9 protein-coding genes and 2 pseudogenes are annotated in these 12,157 nt (G+C 45.7%); 6 read left to right on the top strand and 5 right to left on the bottom strand.

All coding sequences use genetic code 11. The features are described from left to right. Positions 1 to 4: 4 nt before the first annotated feature. Entirely contained in the window at positions 5 to 1,237 is a 1,233-nt protein-coding gene (glnK, locus tag MOF34_RS17895; protein ID WP_268401213.1) for a two-component system sensor histidine kinase GlnK, read from the bottom strand. A gap of 299 nt (positions 1,238 to 1,536) precedes the next feature. Between glnK and MOF34_RS17890 the strand changes: the two genes are divergently transcribed. The 4 genes from MOF34_RS17890 to mmuP all read left to right on the top strand — a co-directional run bounded on the left by MOF34_RS17890 (position 1,537) and on the right by mmuP (position 6,584). Next, a complete protein-coding gene (locus MOF34_RS17890; RefSeq protein ID WP_268401169.1) occupies positions 1,537 to 2,520 on the top strand; it encodes a glutaminase in 984 nt (327 codons plus the stop codon). A 21-nt stretch (positions 2,521 to 2,541) separates the two neighbouring features. After that, positions 2,542 to 3,978 carry an alanine/glycine:cation symporter family protein gene (locus MOF34_RS17885; RefSeq protein WP_268401168.1) on the top strand — a complete coding sequence of 479 codons (1,437 nt, stop codon included), beginning with the start codon at positions 2,542 to 2,544 and terminating at the stop codon, positions 3,976 to 3,978. A gap of 125 nt (positions 3,979 to 4,103) precedes the next feature. Then, positions 4,104 to 5,051 carry a homocysteine S-methyltransferase gene (gene mmuM, locus MOF34_RS17880; protein ID WP_019713193.1) on the top strand — a complete coding sequence of 316 codons (948 nt, stop codon included), beginning with the start codon at positions 4,104 to 4,106 and terminating at the stop codon, positions 5,049 to 5,051. Between the two features lie 120 nt (positions 5,052 to 5,171). After that, complete coding sequence (gene mmuP, locus MOF34_RS17875) at positions 5,172 to 6,584, top strand: S-methylmethionine permease (RefSeq protein ID WP_268401167.1); 1,413 nt, start codon at positions 5,172 to 5,174, stop codon at positions 6,582 to 6,584. 35 nt (positions 6,585 to 6,619) lie between these two features. On the opposite strand, the gene MOF34_RS17870 is transcribed toward mmuP, so the two are convergent. From MOF34_RS17870 to gamR, 3 genes and pseudogenes are all read right to left on the bottom strand, one after another. Beyond that, a complete protein-coding gene (locus tag MOF34_RS17870; protein ID WP_268401212.1) occupies positions 6,620 to 7,690 on the bottom strand; it encodes a branched-chain amino acid aminotransferase in 1,071 nt (356 codons plus the stop codon). 422 nt (positions 7,691 to 8,112) lie between these two features. Then, positions 8,113 to 8,388 (bottom strand): DUF1648 domain-containing protein, encoded by a 276-nt coding sequence (locus MOF34_RS17865; RefSeq protein ID WP_019713189.1) that lies wholly within the window; start codon positions 8,386 to 8,388, stop codon positions 8,113 to 8,115. A gap of 79 nt (positions 8,389 to 8,467) precedes the next feature. Further along, a pseudogene (gamR, locus tag MOF34_RS17860) lies at positions 8,468 to 9,126 on the bottom strand (transcriptional regulator GamR). Between the two features lie 217 nt (positions 9,127 to 9,343). Here gamR and MOF34_RS17855 point away from each other — a divergent pair. Both MOF34_RS17855 and gltP read left to right on the top strand, forming a co-directional pair. Next, positions 9,344 to 9,595 (top strand): annotated as a pseudogene (locus MOF34_RS17855) (6-phosphogluconolactonase); the annotation flags it as partial. A 153-nt stretch (positions 9,596 to 9,748) separates the two neighbouring features. After that, the gene (gene gltP, locus MOF34_RS17850; RefSeq protein WP_019713188.1) at positions 9,749 to 10,993 is read left to right on the top strand and encodes a glutamate-aspartate/proton symporter GltP; all 1,245 of its coding nucleotides are present in this window, start codon (positions 9,749 to 9,751) and stop codon (positions 10,991 to 10,993) included. Positions 10,994 to 11,027: 34 nt separating this feature from the next. Here the strand turns inward: gltP and MOF34_RS17845 are convergent, their stop codons facing one another. Beyond that, entirely contained in the window at positions 11,028 to 11,996 is a 969-nt protein-coding gene (locus MOF34_RS17845) for a rhodanese-related sulfurtransferase (protein ID WP_019713187.1), read from the bottom strand. Between the last annotated feature and the right edge of the window lie 161 nt (positions 11,997 to 12,157).

The following is a 12,157-nucleotide window of genomic DNA, read 5'->3' as shown; positions in this document are numbered from 1 at the left end:
CGGTTCATCCTTTCTGAATCAAATGCCGGACAGGCAGCCTGATGGCAAACACCACTCCCCGCTGCTGATTATCAAACGTAATATCCCCATCTAGTTCAGTCACGATTTCCTTCACGTAGGAAAGTCCGATTCCCGTAGATGGCGTGCCAAATTCGTCATATTTTGAAGTAAAGCCCGGGTCAAACACAATGTCTCCTATTTTTTCAGAAATACCGGGACCATTGTCTTCCACTTGGAATTCTACCATACTCTCATTTGGCTTACGGAGCCTCAGGCTGATCATTCCCTCTTTTCCCATTGCTTCAACCGCATTTGACGTTAGATTATTCACAATCGAAAGCACAATAAATACGTGATAATCGTCATGCTCCCCTTCTATCGAGCATTGAAAATCAATCTGTTTCCCTAGTGCTTCAGCGTACTTTTCATTCATTCGAATCACAAGCTGCAGCAAATCAGAAGCCCTCATATAATCTCTTAAGCTCTCATTAGAAATCAGTTTTGAAAGCCCTGCGAATATTCGCTGGTTGTCCTTTTTCACTTCATGAATTTCTCCGGCCAGCCTTAGAATTCTTCCGCTGAGATGATCATCCTTGCCCTTCACTTCCCGATAGAGCTGATACGAATCGTTTGTCACTTTCTCTGTCGTTTTCAATGTCTTTTTTAAATGCACCGTTTCCTCATATAAATTGGAAACGATCATCAGCATGTGCTCATGCTGCTGCCTTGTTTGTTTTTCTCTCGACTGCGTTTCATACAGCTTCAGCACAGTATAAAAGCTCATTACGATAAATGTGTGAGAAATCGCAATTACCGCGATATCCGTAACTTTCGCAGGCGTGACAACCGTATGGAAAATGAGAAACTGCACGGCCAACTCGACACAATCTGACACAATTTCAATCATAAACCCGATAAAACCGAGCATAACGGGCCGTTCACAGAAACGATTAGCCTTTAATACGGAAAATAGACAGGCGTAAGTCATATAAAAGAAAAAGCCAGACGCTTGGTCATACAGTATTGGAGTCAGTCCATTGTGTCCCCCGCCCCATAATTCCAGAAAGACGCGAAAGACGAAAACCGCCGCTCCAGTCAGAAAACCCGGCAGCACAGCAGGCACATGCCTCAGCAACAATAAAAAGAAGAAAAAAACCGGTGCGCCAAAGCTGACCCTGAATTCTTCATTGAGAGGATAAAATTTCAGTTCACCAGCCAGCGGCACCGTAATCAGCATGAGAGCCAGTATATATCCGTCTTTTTCAAAGAAACGCTTCAGTTTTATGATAATCACATCCTCGATTCTATTTTGGGGAACTGGCAGGAAACCTGCAAATTTCTTTTGGCCTAGAACATGAGGTTTTTATAAATCTTACGGCTTATTTTCAAGTCATTTTTGTCGTATTTTGTATGATTCTGTAGTCGCCATTATACAGTAAATATACCTTCGGCTTTTATGAAAGCGTTTAATGCCCCTTCAGCCTTCGTTTTGATAAACCTCAGTCCTAAAAAAGAAAAACAGTGAGGAGGAATTCGATGAAAGAATTGATAAAAGAGCCCCAAATAGAAATAGATACAGCGTCTCAGCTGCATGATTGGGTGGAGCGCTATCGTCCCTTTGCCGCCAATGGACAAAGTGCAAACTATATCCCCGCTTTAGGAAAAGTCAATGACTCACAGCTCGGCATTTGTATATTGGAGTCTGACGGAACGATGATACATGCCGGCGATTGGAACGTCCCTTTTACCCTGCAAAGCATTTCAAAAGTGATCAGCTTTATCGCCGCCTGCATGAGCCGCGGCATTCCCTATGTGTTGGACCGTGTAGATGTCGAGCCGACAGGTGACGCCTTTAATTCAATCATTCGGCTCGAAATCAACAAGCCGGGAAAGCCGTTTAATCCTATGATTAACGCGGGTGCCCTTACTATCGCTTCGATTCTTCCCGGAGAATCGGCACATGATAAGCTCGAGTTTCTTTACTCGGTGATGGAAACCTTGGTAGGAAAACGGCCGAAAATTCATGAGGAAGTGTTTCAGTCTGAATGGGAAACCGCCCACCGCAACAGGGCGCTGGCCTACTATTTAAAAGAAACAAACTTTTTAGAAGCAGATGTAGAAGAAACACTCGAGGTGTATTTGAAGCAATGCGCTATGGAGAGCACGACAGAAGACATTGCATTGATCGGCCTGATCCTTGCCCATGACGGCTATCATCCGATTCGCCAACAGCAAGTGATCCCTAAAGACGTGGCAAAATTGGCCAAGGCGTTAATGCTGACGTGCGGTATGTACAACGCTTCAGGCAAGTATGCGGCGTTTGTCGGCGTGCCGGCCAAAAGCGGCGTCTCCGGCGGCATCATGGCTCTCGTTCCTCCAAGTGCCAGAAGAGAACAGCCTTTTCAATCCGGGTGTGGTATCGGCATTTACGGGCCTGCTATTGACGAATACGGCAACAGCCTCACTGGCGGTATGCTGCTGAAACATATGGCGCAGGAGTGGGAGCTCAGCATTTTTTAAACATAAAAAAGAGGTGATTGTATGCAGCAAATCCTGGAACATATCGTCGGTGTCGCAAATGATCTATTGTGGTCAAAGCTATTAATTGTTTTGCTCCTTTCGCTGGGAATTTATTTTACGTTCAGGCTTAAGTTTTTACAGGTTCGCATGCTGAAAGAAATGGTCAGGGTATTAAGAGAAGGTGCTGCTTCCCGGTCGAAAAATACCATTTCTCCGTTCCAAGCGTTTTGCATCAGCATGGCGGCCCGTGTCGGAACAGGAAATATTACGGGCATTGCCATCGCCATTGCACTAGGCGGGCCAGGTGCAATCTTCTGGATGTGGATGATCGCCATTATCGGATCAGCATCAAGCTTTGTGGAAAGCACACTGGCACAGATTTATAAAGTAAAAGATGCAAACGGCTTCCGCGGCGGGCCGGCTTATTACATGGAAAAAGGACTGAACAAAAGGTGGATGGGCGCGCTTTTCGCTGTGTTAATTACCTTATCGTTCGGTATTGTCTTTAACTCGGTCCAATCAAATACAGTCAGTCTCGCCTTTGAAAATGCGTTCGGCACAAACCGTCTGACATTGGGACTCATTTTAATTGCTGTGTTCGGCACGATTATTTTCGGCGGCGTAAAGCGCATTGCGAAGCTGGCTGAATCCATTGTCGTCGTATTGGCTGTCCTGTATATCGGAGTTGCGTTTTTCGTAATTCTCACTAACATTACCCAGCTGCCGGACGTGATTGCACTGATCGTGAAAAATGCATTTGGTTTTGACCAGGCCGCTGGCGGCACTTTAGGTGCAGCCTTAATGCAGGGTGTCAGACGTGGGATCTTTTCAAACGAAGCGGGAATGGGAAGTGCACCGAATGCAGCTGCCACCGCAACGACAAGCCATCCTGTCAAACAGGGACTGATTCAAGCGCTTGGTGTGCTGTCAGATACGCTAGTCATTTGTACAAGCACCGCCTTTATCATCCTGTTTTCGGATGCCTACCATACTCCGGGACTGAGCGGGATCGCGTTGACACAAGCTTCTCTCAGCTCCCATGTCGGATCATGGGCATCAGGTTTTCTCGCCATTCTGATTTTGTTATTCGGATTCTGTGCTTTAATCGGAAACTATTATTATGGCGAAACCAATATCGGCTTTTTGAACAAAAGCAAAAAACTGATTTTTGTCTACCGTATCGGCGTGCTTGCTATGATTGTGTTTGGCTGTGTTGCCAAAGTCCAGCTCGTCTGGGATCTGGCTGATTTGTTTATGGGCTTGATGGTCGTCGTGAATTTAATTGCAATTTTCTTATTATCAAAGGTCGTTTTTGCGGCACTCCAAGACTATACACGCCAGAAAAAAGCAGGCAAAGACCCGGTCTTTTATAAAAGTGTGCTCAAAAACCACAATGGCATTGAATGCTGGCCGCTTTCTGACACACAGACTGACAAACACAACAAACAAATTTCGTAAAAGAAGGGTGTTCAGACATACGGGCTGAGCACCCTTTTCTTTTGCGTTTATTGACAAACACGTAAGCCTCCATTACGATTTTCATATCTTTTCAAAAAATCTGAAAGAAGGCATCGATACATTCTATGAACCCTATCCAACATATACTAGATACATACCCGCTTATTGTGCTAGACGGCGCCATGGCGACCGAGCTTGAACGCAAGGGCTGTGATTTGAACGACAGTCTTTGGTCGGCAAAAATCCTGATGGAAGAGCCGGACCTGATTAAACAAGTTCATACTGATTATTTCGCGGCAGGCGCTGACTGTGCGATTACCGCCAGCTACCAGTCTACATTTGAAGGCTTTGCCGCACGCGGGCTGAGCGAAGCGAAAGCACGCCGGCTCATCGAGATGTCCGTCAGCATCGCAGCTGTAGCGCGTGATGAATTTTGGGCACTTGAAGAGAACCGTCTGAATCGGCCAAAACCAATCATTGCGGCTTCTGTAGGCCCTTATGGCGCATATCTTGCAGACGGGTCTGAGTATCGGGGTCACTACGGAATTACAGAGGATGAGCTTGTTGAATTTCATCGGCCCCGTATGAAAGCACTGATCGAAGCCGGAGCTGATGTTTTGGCATGCGAGACAATTCCGTGTCTGACCGAAGCAAAAGCGATTGTCCGGCTGTTGAAGGAATTTCCCGAAACGTATGCGTGGATCAGCTTCAGTGCAAAAGACGGCCTGCATATCAGTGACGGAACACTTGCCGCTGACTGCGCGTCATGGCTTGATGAGCACCGCCAAGTTGCAGCGCTCGGCATCAACTGCACGCCGCTTCAGCACATCCCTTCTTTAATAGAAGAGTTAAAAAAGCACACATCAAAACCGATCATCGTCTACCCAAATTCAGGCGAGCAATATGATCCGGAGACAAAAACGTGGAACGGCGCAGCATGCGCAGAACCATACGGACAAAGCGCACGCATGTGGCATGAAAAAGGAGCAAAGCTGATTGGCGGCTGCTGCCGGACAAAACCTGAAGATATCAAAGAAATTGCAACATGGGCGCACGCTTTAAAAACAACTTGACTTATCTGAATTGTTTGTATATTCTATCTAAAAGCCGGTTCGCCGGAGTCTCGTGTCACTCGCTGACATGAGATTTTTTATTAGGAATGAAATAAATCGCCGATAGAAAGTTGGAAAAAGATGAAATCTGCTCACAACAAGAATGAGACAAACTTTCAGAGAAGTATGAAAAGCCGGCACCTCTTTATGCTTTCCTTAGGGGGTGTCATCGGAACCGGGCTGTTTTTAAGCTCTGGCTATACCATTCAGCAAGCAGGCCCCGCGGGAACGATACTCGCCTACTTAGTCGGCGCCGGAATCGTCTATTTGGTCATGCTGTGCCTCGGTGAGCTGTCAGTGGCCATGCCTGTCACGGGCGCCTTTCACACCTATGCTGCGAAATACATAGGGCCGGGCACCGGGTTCACGGTTGCTTGGCTGTACTGGCTGACATGGACCGTGGCATTGGGATCAGAATTCACTGCAGCCGGCCTGTTAATGCAGCGCTGGTTCCCCCATACGTCCGTTTGGATGTGGAGTGCCGTCTTTGCACTGTTCATTTTCTTGCTGAACGCATTTTCAGTCAAGTTTTTCGCTGAATCAGAATTTTGGTTTTCCAGCATTAAAGTATTAGCCATTATATTGTTTATTCTTTTAGGCGGCTCTGCCATGTTCGGCATCCTCCCGATTCAAGGCGGAGAAACCGCTCCGATGCTGTCCAACTTCACGGCGGAAGGCGGGCTCTTTCCCAATGGATTTGTCCCGATTTTGATGACAATGCTTTCCGTTAATTTTGCCTTCTCGGGAACTGAACTGATCGGAATCGCCGCCGGAGAAAGCGTTGATCCCGACAAGACGATACCAAAAGCAATTAAAACAACGGTCTGGCGTCTATCACTCTTTTTTGTCGGAACGATATTCGTGCTGTCAGGGCTGATTCCGATACAAGATGCAGGCGTTATCAAAAGCCCGTTTGTCGCTGTCTTTGACAGAGTCGGTGTCCCGTATGCAGCCGATATCATGAACTTTGTCATCCTGACAGCGATTCTGTCAGCTGCTAATTCCGGACTTTACGCTTCTTCCCGGATGCTGTGGTCTTTATCAAAAGAAAAAACGCTTCACCCTACATTTGCAAAGCTGACGTCAAAAGGAACCCCGTTTAACGCGCTGGTATTCAGTATGATCGGCGGCATTCTGTCATTGCTGTCCAGCGTATTTGCGCCAGACACTGTATACGTTGTGCTCGTGTCGATTTCCGGGTTTGCGGTTGTTGTCGTGTGGATGGGTATCGCCGCTTCTCAATTCATGTTCAGAAAACGTTATGTAGAAGCTGGAAACAAGGTAGCCGATTTGACATACCGGACCCCTTTGTATCCGTTCGTGCCGATTGCCGCGTTCCTATTATGCCTGGCTTCCGTCATCGGCATAGCCTTTGATCCGAATCAACGAATCGCACTGTATTGCGGCATCCCGTTTATGGCCATCTGTTATGCAGCATATTATGCGAAAAACCGCATAAGCCAGCCGACTGCTGATATCACTCATTCAAAATAAACAGAACCTGCCTCCGAGCAGGTTCTGTTTCATCTTCAAACTTCCACCGTCCAGTTGAACGGCCCCTTCACTTTTCCAAGCTGAATATTTGTTATCGTTTCATACAGCTTTTTCGAGATATCCCCGATTTGCCCGTCGCCTACAATCACCGTTTTCCCATGAATATTGAGTTCACCGACAGGCGAAACGACTGCTGCAGTTCCCGTGCCGAAGACCTCTGTCAATTCTCCGCGTGCAGAAGCCGCGTAAATCTCGTCAATCGAAATTCTCTCTTCTCGAACCGGAATGCCCCAGCTCCGAATCAGCTCAATCGCAGACGCACGTGTAATTCCGCTTAAAATACTTCCGCTTAATGCCGGTGTGACAGCTTCCCCGTTCATAACGAAAAAGATGTTCATGCTCCCTACTTCTTCCACGTATTTCTTTTCAATGGCATCCAGCCACAGCACCTGGTCATAGCCCAGCTCATTCGCTTTCTGCTGCGCCTGAAGGCTGGCCGCGTAATTTCCGGACGTTTTTGCACATCCGACTCCGCCGTTCACCGCCCGCACGTACTCATCTTCGACGTAGATTCTAACTGGCTTCAGCTGATCGTCGCCATAATAGGAGCCGACAGGCGAAAGCACGATCATGAATGTATAGCTCTTGGATGCCTTCACACCGAGACTTGGTTCTGTGGCAATGACAAACGGACGTATATACAGTGACGTACCCTTTTCCTTTGGAACCCAATCCTTCTCCAGCTCAACTAATTGCATCAATGCCTCAAGCACCAGCTCTTCGTCTAAAGGCGGCATACTCATGCGCTCACACGATCTGTTCAGCCGTTTGATGTTTTGATCCGGACGGAACAGCAGCACTCTGCCATCTTCTGTTCTGTACGCTTTTAATCCTTCAAAGACAGCCTGGCCGTAGTGAAAAACAGATGAAGACGGATCAAGCGTAAGCGGCGCGTACGGCTCAATTCTCGGATGGTACCAGCCCATTCCCTCTTCATAATCCATCACAAACATATAATCTGTAAAATATTTCCCGAATTCCAAGGATGAAGGGTCGGGCTTTTCCTTATGAAATGCAGTTTTTTCTCGTTCAATAAGCTTATTCAATCTGATCAGCACACCTTTCACAGCATAATTGTTGAAATATTCAGTCTTTTTAAAATTAAAAAAGTATACAGCCTCTTCTTTGATTATACGCCGCTCCACACCTACAAATTTCAGAATATTCTTTATGATCATCAGCTATTATACACCACATTCTTTGTCAAATGAAGATGAAATAAAAGAAAAACTGCCCGTTTTAGGCTTTTGTTATCTTTTTTCAGTGTGATTGAAAACCCTTGAAGTCTAGGAAGGACGAGCATTAAAGGTGCTCTCACAAAATGTGATGACGGCGGCATTAGGCAGGACACCAGAGCAATTAGTCGCCGTTTCTTTCATAACTGGTGAGCACCAACGTGCCGGCTGACGACGAGTGCAAGAGTTTGCCGGCACGCCAAAACAGCCAGATTCAATTCGGCTGCCTCATTTTAGACTGCTAAATACAGGACGACAATATGGCAAATCAGCAAAATATATACTGCAATCACAAATTGCCAATTGATCTTCCGCGCCCATGCAAACACAACCATCATAACGGGCAGTATTACAGTCCCCGCCAGCTTGTTCACCGTCAGATCCGGGCTGTTCGTTCCATCATAGTGAATCGGCATCTCCGCCGGAAGAAATGGGTAAAACACGATTGAAAGGATGAAAGCAGCAATCACAGCCCCCCACAGCGCCTTTCCATTCATCAATAGAAACATAGAACCACCATCCCTTTCATCGTCACGCATCACTTTATGAATGATATGACTGTTCTACGGTGAATTTCGTTCGGTCTCCTCACGTAATAATTTGCGCATATTCTACTGCTTCTTCATTTTTATCATAGGTGAGAGATTCTGATAAAAATGCCGGTGCTCCGACATTGGTTAACAAGTGGCCGCTGATCGTTTCATCGGTTAAAATCGGCTCGATTGATTCTGTGCCTCTGCTGATTTCAATATTGTATTTTGTCCTTAACAGTTCAAACAGCGAGCCTGTGCACTCTTCCTGTGCCAGCCCCGGTGCGGCTCTCCAGGGAATATAGGAGGTGTGATACTGCAAGGGCTCCCCCTCGGCGTATCTGACCCTGACAAGCTTGTTGACAGGGTCATTCTCTCTCATTTTCAAAAGCTCGGCAATGGAGTGATCAGGTATCACCACGAGTTCAAGTACTTTTGATTCAGAACGCAGACCCCTCATTTGTTCTGCAAAGCTTGTAATCTTATGCGGAATCGGCGTTTGTATTTTGCAGCCGATACAAATGTTCCTTTCCCTTGAATTCTTTTAATATACCTCTCAAGCTCAAGCTGCTGCAGGGCCAGTCTCACAGTTGTTCTGCTGACATCATATTATTCGCAAAACTAGCTCTCCGTCGGCAGCTGATCATTCGCCTGATACTTGCCCGACTTCATTAATTCAATGATTTTAAACTTGATAACAGAATATAAAGCTGTCATTTCATTCTCCCCATTCTGTATGCAACCGTTCTTTTTGATTGAGACCATAATATCACTTGCCAGCCTCATATGAAAGATTTGTATCCTTCTTTTATAACAAATTTTCAGAAATTAATATTGAAAGTTTGATTACGGTGGCGCTAAATTCGTAATGACAACCATCTTAAATTGGTTATAACAAATATGGTGCTTGTCTATCTCTTTGAGGGGGTGTCACATGAAGATTATAATCGCCGAGCACTATGAAGAACTTTGTAAGTTAAGCGCTAACATGATGAAAGAACAGATACAGGCTAAGAAAGATGCCGTTCTCGGCCTGGCAACAGGAAGCACGCCGGTCGGCTTGTACAAGCAGCTGGTTTCAGACTATCAGGCAGGCGAAATCGATTTTTCAAAGGTTACTACATTTAATTTGGATGAATACGCTGGTCTCTCTCCGTCTCATCCGCAAAGTTATAACCATTTTATGCAAATGAAGTAAGATAGTCCCCCCTGAAGCGAAGGACTTTTTTGCCAACATAATGAAAGCGCTATCAAAATAAAATTTGAAATAAGGTGTTTTCATGTAATTTACCAAGATATGAATATGCCTCGTCCTATCATCATGAAAAGGGGGATTCGTTTGAAAAAATTGATCGCGTTCCAAATTTTAATCGCTTTGGCTGTCGGCGCAGCAGTCGGCCATTTTTTCCCTGATTTTGGGATGGCATTGAGGCCTGTCGGAGATGGGTTTATTCGTTTGATTAAAATGATTGTCGTGCCAATTGTGTTTTCTACTATTGTCATCGGAGCTGCAGGAAGCGGAAGCATGAAAAAAATGGGCAGTCTCGGGATTAAGACGATCATTTGGTTTGAAGTGATTACCACGATGGTATTGGCGCTTGGACTTGTATTAGCGAATGTCTTAAAACCCGGTGTCGGGCTTGACCTCTCCCATTTGGCGAAAAAAGATATCAATGAACTTTCCGGCTACACAGACAAAGTTGTTGATTTTAAACAAATGATCCTTGATATTATTCCTACAAATATTATTGATGTCATGGCCAGAAATGATTTGCTCGCCGTTATCTTCTTTGCGATTTTGTTTGGTGTCGCCGCGGCCGGCATTGGCAAAGCCTCTGAACCAGTGATGAATTTCTTTGAATCCACCGCTCAAATTATGTTCAAACTCACGCAAATCGTCATGGTGACTGCTCCTATTGGCGTGCTAGCCTTGATGGCAGCCTCTGTGGGCCAATATGGCATCGAACTCCTCCTCCCTATGTTTAAACTGGTTGGCACGGTGTTCCTTGGTCTGTTCCTGATCCTCTTTGTCCTCTTTCCGCTTGTCGGTCTCATCTTTCATATTAAGTATTTCGAAGTGTTAAAAATGATATGGGATCTGTTTTTGATCGCGTTTTCCACCACCAGCACCGAAACCATACTCCCTCAGCTGATGGACAGAATGGAGAAATACGGCTGCCCAAAACGAGTGGTATCATTTGTCGTTCCCTCTGGCTTGTCACTGAACTGCGACGGCTCCAGTTTATATTTATCAGTTTCCTGTATTTTTCTGGCGCAGGCCTTTCATGTAGACATGACATTGTCCCAGCAGCTGCTGATGATGCTTGTGCTTGTCATGACTAGTAAAGGCATTGCAGCTGTTCCGTCAGGCTCGCTTGTTGTTCTTCTGGCAACTGCCAATGCTGTAGGGCTTCCTGCTGAAGGCGTCGCCATAATAGCGGGCGTTGACCGTGTCATGGACATGGCGAGAACAGGCGTGAACGTACCGGGGCATGCGATGGCCTGCATCGTGGTGTCAAAATGGGAAAAGGCCTTCCGCGAAAAAGAATGGGCCTCTGCAAACGGACAAACCGATAGCGTATAAAAAAGAACACCTCATTCCCGAGGTGTTCTTTCGATTATTCAGCAGCAACGTGATCTTCTTTTTCAATCGCTGCCAGTCTTGCGTTTACTTCTTCTTCTGTCATATTGTGCTCTGAAACATACAGGTTTCTTGGGTTCGTACGGCATTCGTGGCTGCAGCTGCGCATATATTTATACTCATTTTCCGGTGTGCAAATCATTTTTTTGTTGCAAGATGGATTTGCGCAGTTCACATAACGCTCACACGGTTCACCTGTAAAGTAGTCTTTTCCGACAACCACATGCTCGACACGGTTGACAGGCACGCTGATTCTTTCATCGAAGACGTAGCACTGGCCGTCCCACAGCTTGCCTTGCACCTCAGGATCTTTTCCATATGTCACAATTCCGCCGTCAAGCTGTGCTACATCTTCAAAGCCTTGCTTCACCAGCCAGCCGGAGAATTTTTCGCAGCGCACGCCGCCCGTGCAGTATGTTAAAATCTTTTTGCCTTCAAGCATGTCTTTGTGTTCTTCGATCCATTCAGGCAATTCACGGAAGGCTTCGATGTCAGGACGGACTGCTCCTCTAAAATGGCCAAGATCATACTCGTAATCATTACGCGCGTCAATTACAATTGTGTTTGGATCCTGCATTTTCTCATAAAATTCTGCAGGCTTCAAATGCTGTCCTGTTGTTTGATTCGGATCCACATCATCTTCAAGACGAAGCGTCACAAGCTCTTTTTTATGACGGACGAAGATTTTTTTGAACGCATGGTCCTCTTCTTCATCAATTTTAAATACCATATCCGCAAAACGAGGGTCAGCTTTCATTGTTTCCATATATTTTTCAGTCTGCTCAACCGTACCTGATACCGTACCGTTAATTCCTTCAGAAGAAACAAGGATACGGCCTAACAAACCAAGCTCCTTACAAAAAGCCAGATGCTGCTCTCTGAACGCCTCTGGATCTTCAATCGTAACATATTTATAGTAAAGTAATACTCTGTATTGTTTTTCCATGATTTAAACACCCTGTTCGATTATAGTTAGTTGTTATGCACACACTTACTATATCATACAGGAAAATGACGCAAAGATGAACAGATCCGCCCAGACTGATAAAAATATCCAAGCTCTTACAAACCCAAGCGGCACATGGGTTCATTAATATACTATGGCAT

It is taken from the genome of Bacillus sp. T17B1 (genome assembly GCF_026796395.1).
GTDB lineage: Bacteria > Bacillota > Bacilli > Bacillales > Bacillaceae > Bacillus > Bacillus spizizenii_A.
Note: the sequence above shows the minus strand (reverse complement) of the source record. Positions and strands in the feature narration are given on the sequence as shown.